General features: G+C 71.6%; 9 protein-coding genes. 6 read left to right on the top strand and 3 right to left on the bottom strand.

Annotated features, from left to right (window positions below; genetic code table 11):
- Positions 1–423 precede the first annotated feature (423 nt).
- The 3 genes from gltB (at position 424) to F1721_RS02295 (ending at position 7,203) form a co-directional block, all read left to right on the top strand.
- Entirely contained in the window at positions 424–4,977 is a 4,554-nt protein-coding gene (gene gltB, locus F1721_RS02285; RefSeq protein ID WP_150064798.1) for a glutamate synthase large subunit, read from the top strand.
- Positions 4,970–6,421, top strand: coding sequence for a glutamate synthase subunit beta (locus F1721_RS02290; RefSeq protein ID WP_150064799.1), 1,452 nt, complete (start codon positions 4,970–4,972; stop codon positions 6,419–6,421). Before gltB ends, F1721_RS02290 begins: the two co-directional genes overlap by 8 nt.
- 143 nt (positions 6,422–6,564) lie before the next feature.
- Positions 6,565–7,203, top strand: coding sequence for a dihydrofolate reductase family protein (locus tag F1721_RS02295; protein ID WP_150064800.1), 639 nt, complete (start codon positions 6,565–6,567; stop codon positions 7,201–7,203).
- An 8-nt stretch (positions 7,204–7,211) separates the two neighbouring features.
- Here the strand turns inward: F1721_RS02295 and F1721_RS02300 are convergent, their stop codons facing one another.
- The 3 genes from F1721_RS02300 to F1721_RS34705 are packed head-to-tail and all read right to left on the bottom strand — an operon-like array spanning position 7,212 to position 9,704.
- Entirely contained in the window at positions 7,212–7,655 is a 444-nt protein-coding gene (locus tag F1721_RS02300; RefSeq protein ID WP_150064801.1) for an acyl-CoA thioesterase, read from the bottom strand.
- Positions 7,636–8,493: a helix-turn-helix domain-containing protein gene (locus F1721_RS02305; protein ID WP_150064802.1), complete on the bottom strand. Its 858-nt coding sequence runs from the start codon at positions 8,491–8,493 to the stop codon at positions 7,636–7,638. The genes F1721_RS02300 and F1721_RS02305 overlap by 20 nt, the downstream gene beginning before the upstream one ends.
- A gap of 35 nt (positions 8,494–8,528) precedes the next feature.
- The gene (locus F1721_RS34705) at positions 8,529–9,704 is read right to left on the bottom strand and encodes a lytic transglycosylase domain-containing protein (protein ID WP_246154038.1); all 1,176 of its coding nucleotides are present in this window, start codon (positions 9,702–9,704) and stop codon (positions 8,529–8,531) included.
- A 245-nt stretch (positions 9,705–9,949) separates the two neighbouring features.
- Here F1721_RS34705 and F1721_RS02315 point away from each other — a divergent pair, with 245 nt between their 5' ends.
- The 3 genes from F1721_RS02315 to F1721_RS02325 all read left to right on the top strand — a co-directional run bounded on the left by F1721_RS02315 (position 9,950) and on the right by F1721_RS02325 (position 16,359).
- Complete coding sequence (locus F1721_RS02315; RefSeq protein ID WP_246154046.1) at positions 9,950–13,045, top strand: amidohydrolase family protein; 3,096 nt, start codon at positions 9,950–9,952, stop codon at positions 13,043–13,045.
- A gap of 501 nt (positions 13,046–13,546) precedes the next feature.
- Positions 13,547–14,842 (top strand): MFS transporter, encoded by a 1,296-nt coding sequence (locus F1721_RS02320; protein WP_246154047.1) that lies wholly within the window; start codon positions 13,547–13,549, stop codon positions 14,840–14,842.
- Positions 14,843–15,042: 200 nt separating this feature from the next.
- A complete protein-coding gene (locus F1721_RS02325; RefSeq protein WP_246154049.1) occupies positions 15,043–16,359 on the top strand; it encodes an MFS transporter in 1,317 nt (438 codons plus the stop codon).
- Positions 16,360–16,379 lie beyond the last annotated feature (20 nt).

Raw genomic sequence — 16,379 nt, forward strand, 5'->3', positions numbered from 1 at the left:
CGGCCGCCTCCGGAGGGCGGAACTCGTTGGCGATCGGGTGAATTGCGCCTGGTCGGGCGCGAAAAGCCCGGTTCTGAACCGAATCCGAGGCCGCCCGGCGGGGCTTCGCCGTCACCGCAAGAAGATCGTGAACAACGCCACTCGTCGCGCCCGGCAGTCGCGTATGGACAGTGTCGTGGTGCAGAATTCCCCGAGCTCGCAGGGATTGCGACAGCGCTGTCCCAATACCTGGGAGCGGAGCAACATTCGCTTAATTTGGCGTTACTTGACGGTAGCTTTCCGGGCGCTCGATATGTAGAGTGCCTCAAACTGACCAAGAGTGCAACGGCGCATCCTTTTGTCAGTGCCCCCAAAGGTTCTTGCGGCTCCGCCGCGGGTGAGTCATGCCCTGCTGCGGACCGCGGCCTGACGACGGGAGGTACGATGTCCCTTTCCCACCATGCAAGAAGCGTGGCGCAACGCAGCGCCGCGGCGGACGGTCTGTACGACCCGGCCCACGAGCACGACGCGTGCGGTGTCGCCTTCGTCGCCGACCTGCAGGGTCGGCAGAGCCACGAGCTGGTCGAGAAGGCCCTGACCGCACTGCGCAACCTGGAGCACCGCGGTGCCAAGGGCGCCGACCCGGACACCGGTGACGGTGTGGGTCTGCTGACCCAGGTCCCGGACGCGTTCTTCCGCGCCGAAGTGCCCTTCGACCTGCCAGAGCGCGGTGCTTACGCGGTCGGCACGGCGTTCCTGCCCGCCGACCCCGACGACGCGGCGCGGGCGGCGGAGACCATCGAGCGGATCGTGGCCGAGGAGGGCCTGCGGCTGCTCGGCTGGCGCGACCTGCCGGTCGCCCCCGACTGCGCCGGGACCTCGGCGCGCGAGACGATGCCGAGCTTCCGCCAGCTCTTCCTCGGTCACGATGCCGACGAGACGCCGCTGCAGCTGGAGCGGCGCGCGTTCTGCGTCCGCAAGCGGGCCGAGCACGAGGCCGACGTGTACTTCCCGAGCCTGTCGGCGCGCACCATCGTGTACAAGGGAATGCTCACCGAGGCCCAGCTCGGCGCGTTCTACCCGGACCTCGGCGACGAGCGGTTCGCCAGCGCCATCGGCCTGGTGCACAGCCGGTTCTCCACGAACACGTTCCCGTCGTGGCCGCTGGCGCACCCGTACCGGTACATCGCGCACAACGGCGAGATCAACACGGTCAAGGGCAACCGCAACTGGATGCGGACCCGCGAGAGCATGCTGGCCACCGACCTGATCCCCGGTGACCTGCAGCGGCTGTTCCCGATCGCCAGCCCGGGCGCCAGCGACTCGGCGACCTTCGACGAGGTGCTGGAACTGCTGCACCTGGGCGGCCGGTCGCTGCCGCACGCGGTGCTGATGATGATCCCGGAGGCGTGGGAGAACCACGCCGAGATGGACCCGGCCCGCCGCGCGTTCTACGAGTTCCACAACTACCTGATGGAACCCTGGGACGGCCCGGCGCTGGTCGCCTTCACCGACGGCACGCAGATCGGTGCGGTCCTCGACCGCAACGGCCTCCGCCCCGGGCGGTACTGGGTGACCGAGGACGGGCTGGTCGTGCTGGCCAGCGAGGTCGGCGTGCTGGAGGTCGACGCGGACAAGGTCGTCCGCAAGGGCCGCCTGCAGCCGGGCCGGATGTTCCTGGTCGACACCGGGGCCGGGCGGATCATCGACGACGACGAGATCAAGGGCGAGCTCGCCGCCGAGCACCCGTACCAGGAGTGGCTGGACGCGGGCGTGGTGCGCCTGGCCGACCTGCCGGACCGCGAGCGGGAGCTGCCCTCGCACGACTCGCTGGTGCACCGGCAGCAGGTCTTCGGCTACACGCAGGAAGAGCTCGGCGTGCTGCTCAAGCCGATGGCCACCACCGGCGCCGAACCGATCGGCTCGATGGGCAACGACGTGCCCTTCGCCGCGTTCTCCGAGCGCCCGCGCCAGCTGTTCGACTACTTCACCCAGCTGTTCGCGCAGGTCACCAACCCGCCGCTGGACGCGATCCGGGAAGAGCTGGTCACCTCGCTGGGCACCCACGTCGGGCCGGAGCACAACCTGCTCGACCACCACCCGGCGGCCTGCCGCAACCTGGCGCTGCCGTTCCCGGTGCTGGACAACGACCAGCTCGCCAAGATCGTGCACCTCAACGACGACGGCGACCGGCCGGGCCTCAAGCCCGCCGTGGTGTCGATGACCTACCACGTCGCGGGCGGCGGTGAAGCGCTGCGCAACCGGCTCGACGAGATCTGCGAGGAGGTCTCGGCCGCCGTCGCCGACGGCGCGCACGTGCTGGTCCTCTCCGACCGCGCCGCCGACGCCGAGCACGCGCCGATCCCGTCGCTGCTGGCCACCGGTGCGGTGCACCACCACCTGGTGCGCGAGAAGAAGCGCACCCAGGTGGGGCTGATCGTCGAGGCCGGCGACGTCCGGGAAGTGCACCATGTCGCCCTCCTCATCGGTTACGGCGCCGCTGCCGTTAACCCGTATGTGGCGATGGCCACCGTCGAGGACCTGGTGCGCACCGGCGCGATCCGCGGCGTGGACGCCAAGCAGGCCACCGACAACCTCATCAAGGCGCTGGGCAAGGGCGTCCGCAAGACCATGTCCAAGATGGGCGTGTCCACTGTGGCCTCCTACACCGGCGCGCAGATCTTCGAGGCGATCGGGCTCGGCGAGGAGGTCGTGCAGCAGTGCTTCACCGGCACGACCTCGCGCCTCGGCGGCGTCGGGTTCGACGTGCTGGCGGAGGAGGTCGCCGAACGGCACCGCCGCGCCTACCCGTCCGACGGCGTGCAGGCGCCGCACCGCACGCTGCAGGTCGGCGGCGAGTACCAGTGGCGGCGCGAAGGCGAGCCGCACCTGTTCAACCCGCAGACGGTGTTCAAGCTCCAGCACTCCACCCGCAGCGGTCGCTACGAGGTGTTCAAGGAGTACACCAAGGCCGTCGACGACCAGTCCCGCGAGCTGATGACCCTGCGCGGGTTGTTCAAGTTCCGCGAGGGCGTGCGCAAGCCGGTGCCGATCGAGCAGGTCGAGCCGGTGTCGTCGATCGTCAAGCGGTTCGCCACCGGCGCCATCTCCTACGGCTCGATCTCGCAGGAGATGCACGAGGTGCTGGCGATCGCGATGAACCGGTTGGGCGGCAAGTCCAACACCGGTGAGGGCGGCGAGGACTCCGAGCGGTTCACCCCGGACGCCAACGGCGATTCGCGGCGCTCGGCGATCAAGCAGGTCGCCTCCGGCCGGTTCGGCGTGACCAGCGAGTACCTGGTCAACTCCGACGACATCCAGATCAAGATGGCGCAGGGCGCCAAGCCCGGCGAGGGCGGCCAGCTCCCGGGCCACAAGGTGTACCCGTGGGTCGCCAAGACCCGGCACTCGACGCCGGGCGTCGGGCTGATCTCGCCGCCGCCGCACCACGACATCTACTCGATCGAGGACCTGGCGCAGCTGATCCACGACCTGAAGAACGCCAACCCCAGGGCGCGGATCCACGTCAAGCTGGTGTCCGAAGTGGGCGTGGGCACGGTCGCGGCGGGTGTGTCCAAGGCGCACGCGGACGTGGTGCTGATCTCCGGCCACGACGGCGGAACCGGTGCCTCGCCGCTGTCGTCGATCAAGCACGCCGGTGGTCCCTGGGAGCTCGGGCTGGCCGAGACGCAGCAGACGCTGCTGGCCAACGACCTGCGCGACCGGATCGTGGTGCAGACCGACGGGCAGCTCAAGACCGGGCGCGACGTGGTGATCGCGGCGCTGCTCGGCGCCGAGGAGTACGGCTTCGCCACCGCGCCGCTGGTGGTCTCGGGCTGCATCATGATGCGGGTCTGCCACCTCGACACCTGCCCGGTGGGCGTGGCGACCCAGAACCCGCTGCTGCGCGAGAAGTTCACCGGCAAGGCCGAGTACGTGGTGAACTTCTTCGAGTTCATCGCCCAGGAGGTGCGGGAGTACCTGGCGCAGCTGGGCTTCCGGAGCCTCGACGAGGCGATCGGCCACGCCGACCTGCTGGACACCTCGGAGGCGGTGCGGCACTGGAAGACCCGGGGCCTGGACCTCACGCCGATCACGCACGTGCCGGAGCTGCCCCGCGGCACCGCGCGGCACCAGGTCGTCGAGCAGGACCACGGGCTGGAGAAGGCGCTGGACAACACGCTGATCCAGCTGTGCGAGGGTGCGCTCAAGGAAGGTCGGCCGGTCCGGCTGGACATGCCGGTGCGCAACGTCAACCGCACCGTCGGCACCATGCTCGGCTCCGAGCTGACCCGGCGGTGGGGCGGCGAAGGCCTGCCGGACGACACCATCGACGTGACGTTCACCGGCTCGGCCGGGCAGTCCTTCGGCGCGTTCGTGCCGCGCGGCATCACCCTGCGGCTGCTGGGCGATGCCAACGACTACGTCGGCAAGGGCCTGTCCGGCGGGCGGATCGTGGTGCGGCCCGACCCCGCGGCGCCGTTCGCCGCCGAGCAGAACATCATCGCGGGCAACGTGCTGCTCTACGGTGCGACCAGCGGTGAGATGTTCGTGCGCGGTGTGGTCGGCGAGCGGTTCGCGGTGCGCAACTCCGGGGCCACCGCCGTCGTGGAAGGCGTCGGCGACCACGGGTGCGAGTACATGACCGGCGGCCGGGTGGTGATCCTCGGGCCGACCGGGCGCAACTTCGCGGCGGGCATGTCCGGCGGCATCGCCTACCTGCTCGACCTCGACCCGGCGCGGGTGAACCCGGAGATGGTCGACCTGGACCCGCTGGACGAGGCGGACCGGGAGTTCCTGCACGACCGCATCCGGCGGCACCACGAGCAGACCGAATCGGCGGTGGCCCGCGAGCTGCTGGCCGACTGGGACACCTCGGTCGAGCGGTTCAGCAAGGTCATGCCGCGCGACTTCAAGCGGGTGCTCGCGGCGCGCAGCGCTGCCGAACGCGACGGCCGCGACGTCAACGAGGCCATCATGGAGGCGGCTCATGGCTGATCCCAAGGGGTTCATGACGACGCCGCGGGAGACGCCGCAGCGTCGACCGGTGGACGTGCGCATCAAGGACTGGCGCGAGGTCTACCAGGAGTTCGCGCAGCCCAAGCTGCAGAAGCAGGCCGGGCGCTGCATGGACTGCGGCATCCCGTTCTGCCACCAGGGCTGTCCGCTGGGCAACCTGATCCCGGAGTGGAACGACCTGGTCTGGCGGGACGACTGGCAGGAGGCGGCCGAGCGGCTGCACGCCACCAACAACTTCCCGGAGTTCACCGGGACGTTGTGCCCCGCCCCGTGCGAGGCGGCGTGCGTGGTCGGCATCAACGCCGATCCGGTGAGCATCAAGCAGGTCGAGATCAGCATCATCGACAAGGCCTGGGACTCCGGTCTGGTGCGCCCGCAGCTGCCGCGCGCCACGACCGGCAAGAAGGTCGCGGTGATCGGGTCCGGCCCCGCCGGGCTGGCCGCGGCGCAGCAGCTGACCCGCGTGGGCCACAGCGTGGTGGTCTACGAGCGGGCCGACCGCGTCGGCGGGTTGCTGCGCTACGGAATCCCCGAGTTCAAGATGGAGAAGCGGCGGCTGGACCGGCGCCTCGGCCAGATGCGCGCGGAGGGCACGGAGTTCCGCACCGGGGTGAACGTCGGCGTGGACGTCACCGCGGAGCAGCTGCGCGCCGACCACGACGCGGTGGTGCTCGCGGGCGGTTCGACGAAGGCCCGCGACCTGCCGGTCCCGGGGCGCGAGCTGGACGGCGTGCACCAGGCGATGGAGTACCTGCCGCTGGCCAACAAGGTGCAGGAGGGCGACCTGGAGCGGTCGCCGATCCACGCCGAGGGCAAGCACGTGGTGGTCATCGGCGGCGGTGACACGGGTGCGGACTGCGTCGGCACCGCGCACCGCCAGGGCGCGGCGTCGGTGACGCAGCTGGAGATCATGCCGATGCCGCCGTCGTCCCGCCCGGAGGCGAACCCGTGGCCGACGTACCCGATGATCTACCGGGTGTCCTCGGCGCACGAGGAGGGCGGCGAGCGCCTGTACTCGGTGAGCACCCAGGAGATGCTCGGCGACGACGCGGGTCGCGTCCGGGCCCTCCGCCTGGTGGAGGTCCGCCGCACCGACTCGGGCTTCGACCCGGTCCCGGGCACCGAGCGCGAGATCCCGGCCCAGCTGGTCCTGCTGGCGATGGGATTCGTGGGCCCGGAGCGCGAAGGTCTGCTGACCGACCTGGGCGTGGAGCTCGACCCCCGCGGCAACGTGGCCCGGGACGAGAACTTCATGACCACTGTGGACGGTGTGTTCACGGCGGGCGACATGGGCCGGGGTCAATCCCTGATCGTCTGGGCGATCGCCGAGGGCCGCTCCGCGGCGGCCGGGGTCGACGCCTACCTGACGAACCGGAAGATCCTCCCCGCCCCCATCGCGCCGACCGACCGCCCCATCGCGTAGGCGCTTCCCGGTGAAGGGCGCCTCCCGGCAGTGCAGCTGCCAGGAGGCGCCCTTCGTCTTCGCGCCGGGTGATCCGATTGCAAAACGCAATCGGTGGTTGTAGGTTCGGTGGCCAGTCGGCAACCAGACCCCGAAGGTGGCGCATGGCCAGGACCCGAGTGCACAACTTCTTCGTCTCCCTCGACGGCTACAGCGCGGGCGAGACGATCACGCTCGACAAGCCGATCGGTGAGGCCGGGCGGTTGTTCCAGAGCTTCGACGGGCGGTTCATCCACGGGGTGCACGCCGTCGACGCCCCGATCACCTTCGACCGCGCGCTCACCAGCACCTGGGGGCAGGGCATCGGAGCGGAGATCATGGGCCGCGGCAAGTTCGGCCCGCAGACCGGCCCGTGGACCGACGACGGGTGGCGGGGCTGGTGGGGCGACGAACCGCCCTTCCGCACCCCGGTGGTGGTGCTCACCCACCACGCTCGCGAGCCCATCTCCTTCGCCAACGGCACCAGCTTCCACTTCCTCGACGCGAGCCCCGCGGACGCGCTCGAGCACGCCCGAGGCCTCGCCGACGGCCAGGACGTCCGCATCGGCGGCGGCCCGTCCACGGTCCGGCAGTTCCTGCAGGCGGACCTCGTCGACTTCATGCACCTGGTCACCGTCCCGATCGTCCTCGGCCGCGGGGTCTCGATCTGGGACGTGCTGGCGGAGGTCCAGGACCGCTTCACCGTCGAGTCGACGACCTCGCCGAGCGGCCTGACGCACCAGTTCTGGAACCGGAACCGGTGAGCTGCTCCTCAGAGGTTGAGGAGGTGGGGGTTGGTCGCTTCGAGGCGCCAGTAGCGGGCCGGGTCTTCGACCAGGCGGCGGTGGGTCAGGTCCAGAAGTCCTGAAGTGCTCCGGATCTCCGCCGCCAGCAGTCCGTCCGGGTTGCGCAGTTCCTGCCGGACCCGGCTGGTCTTGCCGTCGCGCCAGTGGAACTCGCAGGTCACCTCCACCTCGCCCAGCGGGAGCAGTTCCCGGTGGTAGCGGATGGTGGTTTCGAGGTTGACCGGGCCCACGCCGTGGTGGGTGCGCAGCCGTGCGGGGTCGACCCCGGCCGCGACCAGGCAGGCCCAGCGGGCGTGGTCGCCGTAGGCCAGGTAGGCGGGACCTCGGACGTGGCCGTTGACGTCGAGGTCGTCGCTGCGGATCGCGATGGTGAGGCGGAACGTGGCGGGATCACCGGGATCGGTCGTCATGCTCGCCGAGTTTCCCCGGGCAGCGTCGGGGCGTCTGGAACTTTTCGGCCAGCCGGTCCTGGCGCGCCCAGCTGCGGACCAGGGTCGCGGGCGACGAACCGGACAAGCGGAGGCACTCCCGCCCCAGGTGGGACTGGTCGGCGTAGCTGAGGTCGGCGGCCACCGCGGCCAGCGAGGCGGTGCCGCGCGCGAGCGCGGGCAGGCGGGCGAGGAACTGCTGGAAGCGGTGCACCCGCTGGAGCTGCTTCGCGCTCAAGCCGGTCTCGTGCCGGAGGAGCCGCCGCAGGCCGCGCTCGCTGATGCCGAGCTCGGTGGCGATGTCCGCGGGCTTGGCCGACGTCGTCCGGAGCTGGCGGGCGGCTCTCACGGCCACCGCGCCCGGCCGGTTGTCGTCGCGGAGGCGTTCGGCGATGAGCGCTTCCACGATCGGCAGGTGGGCTGAACGGGGCGACTCGGCCAGCAGCTCTTCGGCCTGCGCGGCTCGGCTGCCCCACAGATCGACCAGCCGCGTCGCCCCTCGGGGGAGCTCGGACAGCGCTGTGCCGAGCACGGAGCCCGCCGCCCCGCACCGCAGTCGCACGCCGGAGGGTTTCGCCGTTGCTGGCAGCGCGCGTCGTTCTGGTGCGTCGGCGATGCGCACGACGGCGAGCTCGTGGCCGTCCCACACCAGATCCGCGCAGCCGTCCGGGAGGATCCGCAGTTCCCGGTCCCACCCGGCGCAGCCCTGCCAACGCCGTCCGACCGCGGTGGCGACGTTCGCGGGCGGAGGCGATTCCCAGTAGCGCGACGCGGGGGACGTGCCGACCGCGGCGGCCCAGGCGCGCAGAGGAACTCCCACCGGTTCAGTATCGCCCGAGATCGGCCGCCGAGCCGTTACGGGGCGGTCGAGGTCGGCTCCGCGGTGGTGGTCGCCGGTGCCTCCGAGCTGGGCGGCGGTGCCGAGGTCGGCGGCGGTTCGCTCGGGGGAGGTGGTTGCTCCGACGTCGGTGGCGGTTCTGAGGACGGCGGTGGTTCTGACGGCGGGGGAGGCGGAGGCTCCGATGGTGGTGGCGGGGGCGGCGGAGCGGTGGTTCCCGGGGGCGGTGGCTGGGGTGCCGGTGCGGGTGGCGGCGCAGGCGCCGGACCCGGCGCTGGTGCCGGTGCCGGAGCTGGGGCTGGGGCTCCGGCGGCTTGGGGCGGTGGTGGTGGGGGTGGGACGTCGCCGGGGAGTGGTTGGGTGAAGGCGACGAGTTCGGCGTTGGGCGGGAGCGCGGTGTCGTTGGGGGTGGGCATGACGCCCCGGGCGTAGGCGTCCGCCCAGGCGAGGACGTTCCGGACGTAGGTCTCCGAGTGGTTGTAGCGGAAGATCGCCGCGGCCAGCTGGGTCCGGTCGCGGAGGTTTCCGCCGCCGCTGCAGAGGTAGCGGCCCGCGGCGAGGGTCGCGTCGAAGACGTTGTGCGGGTCGCGGGCGCCGTCCGCGTTGCCGTCGGCGGCGTGGCGGCGCCAGGTGGACGGGATGAACTGCATCGGGCCGACCGCTCGGTCCCACATCGCGTCCCCGTCCAGCGCCGCGCCGTCGGTGTCGCGGATCGCCGCGATGCCCGGGCCGCCGGTCAAGCGCGGTCCCAGGATCGGGGAGAGGGTCCGGCCGCTGGTGTCCACCCGGCCGGAGCGGGCGTGGTGCGACTCGATGCGGCCGATCCCGGCCAGCACCGACCAGTGCACGCCGCACCGCGGCGCAGTGCTGGCCAACGTCCGGTCGGCGCGCTGGTAGGCCGACAGGACCGTGCCGGGGATGCCGAGCGGGCCGGTCGGCACCCGGTCCGCGGGCTCGGCGCGCTCGGACAGGTCCTGCTGGCTGCGCACCTCGTCCAGGAACTCCGGGCTGAGCTGCTCCTGGGCGGGCAGCTGGCCGTTGATCGCCACGTCCGGCGGTGGTGGCGGTGCCGCGCGGGCCCGTTCGACCTCCTCCACCAGCGCGTCGCCGCCCAGCGCCAGCGCCGGGAGCAGCGTCACCAGCAGACCGGTCGTCACTGCGGTGAACCGCTCGCCGCGGTTGAACTGGCCCACCTTCGTTCACCTCCACGCAACTCGGCGCTCGACCTTGCCCGATCGCGATCACGATGTGAACCACCAGAAGTGGTCGGGCGGGCGAACGCTGGGCGGCCGGGAGGTTCTGCCGATGGGGTGAACCGGCATCGGCCGATCGGCACACGCCTCGCGCTCGCCGAGCTGCCATCCGGATGACGAACTTTGCCGAGATCGCCGGACGCGCGTTGAATGCTGATCCGTCGCCGCATTCCCGGAGGTGCGTGGTGGATCTGTCTCGGCGAGCGCTCTTCGCGCACGGCGGCCGCGCCGCCGCCGGACTCGGCTCCGCGTGGCTGTTGAGCAGGCTGGCGGGTGAGCCGGTGGCGTTCGCCGAACCCGGCGCCCCCGGCACCCGGCAGATCGAGATCGGCGAGGCCACCAACGCCGCGGTCGCGGCCTCGCCGGACGGGCGCACGGCGGTGTTCGACCTGCTCAACATGCTCTGGGTGGTGCCGCTGACCGGTGGGGAGGCGGTCCGGATCACCGACGTGGTGCAGGAGGCCGGGGAGCCGGACATCGCACCGGACGGGCGGCGGCTGGTGTGCCAGTCCTATCAGGACGGACAGTTCCACCTGGCGCTGCTGGGCCTCGACGGCTCCGGGCTCACCTGGCTGACCAGCGGCTCCAGCGACCACCGCGAACCGCGGTTCTCCCCGGACGGCACCCGGATCGCCTTCTCCGGCGAGACCGGCGGCCGGTACGGCATCCGGGTGCTGGAGCTGGCCACCGGCCGGATCACCGACTGGACCACCGGCACCGAGCAGGAGGCGCACCCGGTCTGGTTCCCCGACGGCTCGGCGATCGCCTTCACCAGGGGAGCGGACAACGCGCCGAAGGCGATCGACGCGGTGGACGCGTCCGGCCGCCGGCGCACCCTGGTCGAGGTCGCCGACGGGCAGCTCGCCGGGCCGTCCTTCGCGCCCGACGGCAGGTTCGGCTACGTGCACCTGACCACCGACCGGGCCTCGCTGGTGGTCGACGGCCGCGAGGTGTCCGACCCGGACGAGGACGTGTTCCCGTTCGCGCCGCGCTGGCTGTCCGCCGACGAGCTGCTCTACACCGCCGACGGGAAGATCCGCCGCCGCGACCTGCGCACCGGCGAGGTCCGGGACGTGCCGTTCACCGCCGAGGTCTCGGTGCGCCCGGCGGTCGAGCGGGCGAGCGCGCGCGACTTCGACAGCTCCGCGCCGCGGCCGGTCAAGGGGCTGGTGGGGCCCGCGCTGTCGCCCGACGGGCAGCAGGTCGCCTGCCAGGCGCTCGGCGGCATCTGGCTGCTGCGGCCGGACCGGGAACCCGAGCAGGTGGTGGCCGACGGGAACTTCAACGGCGCCCCGGCCTGGTCCCCGGACGGGCGGACGCTGGTGTTCGCAAGCGACCGGAACGGGCGGCTCGACCTGTGGCTGCACGACCTGACCACCGGTGAGCAGCGCCAGCTGACCGACCTGGACGGCGTCGAGCGCGCACCGGCCTTCAGCCCGGACGGGCGCGCGGTCGCCTTCCTGTCCGGGAACTGGGTGTGCACCGCGGAGCTGTCGACCGGCGCGGTGCGCAAGGTCATCGGACCGCTCAACGCCCCCGGCCGACCGTGCTTCAGCGCCGACGGCACCAAGCTGGGGCTGGCCGGGTTCGTCCCGGTGACCAGGCGGTACCGGGAGGGCGGCAACCAGGTGCTGACGGTGGACCTGGCCACCGGCGCGGCCGAGTACACGCCGCCGCTGCCCGGCAAGTCGCTGGCCAACCGGATCGACGCGGGACCGGTGTACTCGCCCGACGGCCGCAGCGCGGCCTTCGTGGTGTCCGGCACCGTCTGGGTGTCCGATGTGGACGACCAGGCGAGGCCGGTGGGCGCGCCGCGGCGGATCAGCGGGGAGACCGGCGACTGCCCGAGCTGGAGCGGTGATTCCCGCAGCCTGCTCTTCCTGTCCAACGGGCGCCTCCGGATCGTCGACGTGCGCAGCGGCGGGGTGCGGTCGGTGCCGACCCGGTTGACCTGGCGCCCGCGGCGACCGGACGGCGAGGTGGTCGTCCGCGCCGGGGCGCTGTGGGACGGCGAGCACCGGGAGCTGCGGCGCAACGTCGACGTCCTGGTCCGGGGCAACCGGATCGCGGCGGTCGGGCCGGACCTCGCCGCGCCGGGGGCGGAGGTGGTCGACGCGCGGGACCTGACGGTGCTGCCGGGCATGGTCGCGACGCACGAGCACCTGCCGTGGGAGAACAACCGGATCCCCCGGCTGTGGCTGTCCTTCGGCGTCACCTCGGTGCGCTCGCCGGGTTCGGGGCACTACGCCGCGGTGGAGGCGAAGGAGGCTCAGGAGTCGGGGAACCGGCTGGGCCCGCGGCTGTTCACCGCCGGGGAGATCGTCGACGGCAGCCGGGTGTACTACGACAGCAACCGGAGCATCACCGACGCCGACGAGCTGCGCCGCGAGCTGGAGCGGGTCGGCGAGCTCGGGCACGACATGGTCAAGACCTACGTGCGGCTGCCGTACTCCCGCCAGCGGGAGGCGATCGAGCGGGCGCACGCGGCCGGGGTGCCGGTGAGCTCGCACTACTTGTACGGGCCAGCGGCGCTGGGCGCGGACGCGGTCGAGCACACCGGAGCCACCAGCCGCTACGGCCACCGGCACAAGGAGAGCCACACCGGTCGCGCCTACGCGGACGTCGTCGACACCGCGGTGCGGGCGGGGATGTCGTTGACGCCGACGCTGGGACTGGCCGACGCGGCGACCCCGGCGGTCTACCACTTCGCGGAGTGGGCGCTGGACGATCCCCGCCTCAAGGCGCTGCTGCCGGAGCAGATGTACCAGCAGTTCCGCGCCGACGTGCAGGAGGCGGCCGGACGCTACCCGGAGCTGGAGCTGCGGTACAACGCGCGGCAGGTGGCCACCGTCCGCCGGATCGTGGCGGCGGGTGGGCACATCGGTGTCGGCACCGACTCGCCGCTGGTCCCGCACGCGATCTTCCACCACCTGAACCTGGACACCATGGCGCGCAACGGAATCGACCACCACGACGTGCTGCGCGCGGCAACGGTCGGCGGAGCACGAATCCTCGGCATGACCGACCAACTGGGCACGATCACCCCGGGCAAGCTCGCCGACCTGGCCTTCGTGCAGGGCGACCCGCTCACCGACATCAACGCCCTGGCCCAGACCAGGAAGGTGATGCTGGGCGGCGTCCTGCACACAGTGGAAGAACTGATCGGCGACCCCCTCGAACGCACATCCGCCCGACCGACGCACACCATCAGGACCCTCCCGCAACAAGAAGGATTCTGGTGGCACGGAACGGAATACACGTCCGGTCACGCCTGCTGTTGACCGCCTTCGGCCACTCGGCCCCTGTACCACGGCCTCGGGCGTGGTGGTGAGGGCCGCGATTTCGATTGAAATTGGCGCACCTCGCCACCGCAGGTTCCGTCGAGAACGCGACAAAGCCAATTTCGATTGAAATTGCGTCCCACGAGGCGACCCCCTACCGCTTTGAACCCGAACCAACCCCCCGCCCAACCGCACCCCTCCTCGCAAAGCCCACGAAGTATCACCACCGAGCCACCGGGATCCGCCGCGACCGGTGAGACCCTTGTTGTGCTTCGTTCCGCGAAATAAGTTGGTACAGCTCGGGTTCCGCGAACGCGATGTGTCCATAGTGGTGGGCTATCGGTGCGTTCGGGCGTTGCTCTTTGACGGTGTGATCGGGGTCTCCTTCAATGGGTGAGCGGTGGTTCGCCGCTCTCCCCGCGGTATTCGCGCTCCGATCGCCGCTCTCCCCGCGGTATTCGCGCTCCGATCGCCGCTCCGCTCCTGCTGAAGGGACCCCGCATGTCCGTTGACAGAGTGCACGAGGTCGCGCCCGGTACCGCCGCACCGGTCCAGCGGCCGGTGATGGCTTGGACGATCACCGGCATGCTGGTGCTGTTCATCGTGGTCAACTGGGCCGACAAGACCGTGTTCGGCATCGCCGCCCAACCGCTGAAGGAAGAGCTCGGGTTGACCTCCGCGCAGGTCGGGTTCATCGGCAGCGCCTTCTTCTTCCTGTTCAGCATCACCGGGCTGACCGTCGGGTTCATCGGCAACCGGGTCCGGACCAAGTGGGTGCTGTTCACCCTGGCCGCGCTGTGGTCGCTGACCATGGTCCCGGTGCTGGTGTCGGCCAGCTTCGCCACGCTGCTGATCAGCCGGATCGGGTTCGGTGCGGCGGAGGGGCCGTCCGGTGCGCTGGCCAACGCCGCGGCGTTCGAGTGGTTCCCGAAGGAGAAGCGCAGCTTCCCGTCGGCGTGGCTGTCCTCCGGCGCCTCGATCGCCAAGATCGCCATCGCGCCGCTGCTGGCGCTGATCGTCGCGGTGTGGGGGTGGCGGGCGTCGTTCGTCGTGCTGGCGCTGGCCGGGGTCGCGTGGGCGCTGGCCTGGGCGCTGATCGGGCGGCAGGGCCCGTTCGCGGCGCCGCTGGGGCGCAGGTCCGCGCCGGTCGCGGTGCAGCGGGTGCCGTTCCGCCGGATCGCGCTGTCGCGCACCTTCCTCGGCTGCGTGGTCGGCACCTTCACCATGTACGGGCTGGTGTCGGTGATCCTGACCTGGCTGCCGTCCTACTTCGAGGTCGGGCTGGGCATCGACCGGTTGCAGGCGGGGGTGATGTTCGGCCTGCCGAGCATCTCCGGCATGACCGCGATGCTGGCGGTCTCCTGGTTCACCGACCGCCGCGTGGCAGCCGGTTCGAGCGCCCGCGTGCAGCGCGGCCTGGTGCCCGCCGTCGCGCTGCTGGTCGGCGGCCTGCTGCTCGCGCTGCTGCCGTACCTCGCCTCGCCGGTGCTGGCGATCATCGCGGTGGTGGTCGGCTACGGCATCGGGGCGGCGGCGTTGCCGCTGGCCAACGCCGCGGTGTCGCAGATCTGCCCACCCGCCCAGCAGGCCGGGACGCTGGGCGTCTTCCTCGCGCTGCAGTCGGCGTCCGGGCTGTTCGCCCCGGCCCTGACCGGCTGGCTGGTGGACGTCGCGGCCACGCCGGGCGCGGGCTTCGCCCTCGCGTTCCAGGTCTTCGGCCTGGCGGTCGTGGTCGGCGGCATCGCCACGGCCCTGCTGGTCGACCCCGAGCGAGACGCCCAGCGCATCCTCGGGTGATGCTCGTGAGAGCGGCGATGACCGTCCTCGCGGCCATCGCCGCTCGCGGAGGGGGCGGTCCGGTCAGCGGTCCCGGACCAATAGCGGTTGCCTATCCATGTGTTCAGGTCGGCGTCTTTGACCGTGTGACGGGGGTCTCGTTGAATGGCCCTGCCGGCGGGCGAGCGCCGCACGGCCATTCCGACGAAGGGACGGTCCGCATGACCGCTGGCAACCTGGATCGCGTCGTGTCCCCACCGGCCGCGCAGCCGGTCTTCCGCCCGGCGATGGCCTGGACCATCACCGCGATGCTCGTGCTGTTCATGATCGTCAACTGGGCGGACAAGGCGGTGCTGGGCATCGTCGCCCAACCGCTGAAGGCCGAGCTGGGGCTCAGCAGCGCCGAGATCGGCTTCATCGGCAGCGCGTTCTTCTTCCTCTACAGCATCAGCGGCGTGGCGGTCGGGTTCCTGGCCAACAAGGTCAAGACGAAGTGGGTGCTGCTCGGGCTCGCCGTGCTCTGGTCGTTGACGCAGGTCCCGGTGCTGCTGTCGGCGACCGGGGCGGCGCTGCTGATCAGCCGGATCGCGCTCGGCGCGGCGGAGGGCCCGGCGACCGCGATGGCCAACGCCGGGACCTTCGAGTGGTTCCCGAAGGAGAAGCGCAGCCTGCCCTCGGCGTGGCTGTCCTCCGGCGCCTCGATCGCCAAGATCGCGGTCGCGCCGGTGCTGACGCTGATCGTGGTGACCTGGGGCTGGCGGGCGGCGTTCGTGACGCTGGCGCTGGTCGGCGTGGTCTGGTGCGTCGCCTGGCTGCTGATCGGCCGCGAAGGCCCGTACGCGACGCCGCGCGGCAAGGCCGCCGTGCAGCGCGACGACGGCGAAACCCGCGTGCCGTTCCGCAAGATCGCGCTCAGCCGCAGCTTCATCGGCGGCGCGGTCGGCACCTTCATGGTGTACGGCATGGTGTCGGTGGTGCTGACCTGGCTGCCGTCCTACTTCGAGGTCGGGCTCGGGTTCAGCCGGGTGCAGGCGGGCACCATGTTCGGGCTGCCCAGCATCACCGGGATGATCGCGATGGTCGGTGCTGGCTGGCTGACCGACCGGATGATCTCGCGCGGTTCCAGCGCCCGCGTCCAGCGCGGTTTGCTGCCCGCGGTGTCGCTGCTGCTCGGCGGTGGCCTGCTCGCCGCGCTGCCCTACGTGGGCGGGGCTTGGGCCGCGGTGACCGTCGTGGTGGTGGCCTACGGGTTCATGGTGGTGTCGCTGCCGGTGATGAACGCGGTGGTCTCGCAGATCAGCCCGACCCGCCAGCAGCCCGGTGCGCTCGGGTTCTTCCTCGCGCTGCAAACCCTCTCCGGCCTGTTCGCCCCGGCGCTGACCGGTGCGCTGGTGGACGTCGCGCCGACGCCCGGCGCCGGGTACGCGCAGGCCTTCCAGCTGTTCGGGGTGACCGTCGTGGTCGGCGGGATCGTGATGGCCCTGCTGGTCGACCCGGACCGCGACGCCCGCCGGATCCTCGGCGGCGTGCGCGGTTGATCACGGAAATCGGATCGAGG

It is taken from the genome of Saccharopolyspora hirsuta, assembly GCF_008630535.1.
GTDB classification, from domain to species: domain Bacteria; phylum Actinomycetota; class Actinomycetes; order Mycobacteriales; family Pseudonocardiaceae; genus Saccharopolyspora; species Saccharopolyspora hirsuta.